Here is a 481-nt window from a genome sequence, read left to right as displayed (position 1 = left end):
GCATCATCTTTGCCAATATCTTCAAGCCGGGGTCAGGGATCGATCCGACTAAACTGCCGAAAGGCGATGTCTCAAAATATACGACAAATGCTGAAGCGGCTGCGCATTCTACATATGGCAACCATATGATCGATACGATTGTCGGCATTATCCCGACCAATATCATTGATGCGATGGCACAAGGTCAGCTGCTGCCTGTGATCTTCTTCTCTGTGTTCTTCGGACTGGGGATCGCAGCAGTGGGCAAACGCGCTGAACCTGTTAAGCTGCTCCTGGAAGGTGTTCTGGATGTCATCTTCTGGATGACGAATCAGATCATGAAATACGCTCCGATCGGTGTATTCGCATTCATGGCTGTCACTGTCATGACTTTCGGTATCGATGCATTAATTCCATTGCTTAAATTAGCGCTTGTTGTCATCGGTTCCATGATTTTCTTTATCATCGTTGTACTCGGTACGGTTGCCGCTATGTGTAAGAT

Annotated in this window: 1 protein-coding gene; it reads left to right on the top strand. The window is 47.0% G+C overall.

Annotation, left to right across the window (positions count from 1 at the left end; genetic code table 11):
* A partial coding sequence (locus ERX37_RS11155) for a cation:dicarboxylate symporter family transporter (protein ID WP_133430744.1) occupies positions 1 to 481 on the top strand: 481 nt, incomplete at both ends.

It is taken from the genome of Macrococcus hajekii (genome assembly GCF_004359505.1).
Classification (GTDB): domain Bacteria; phylum Bacillota; class Bacilli; order Staphylococcales; family Staphylococcaceae; genus Macrococcus; species Macrococcus hajekii.
This window is presented reverse-complemented; position numbering and strand designations above follow the sequence as displayed.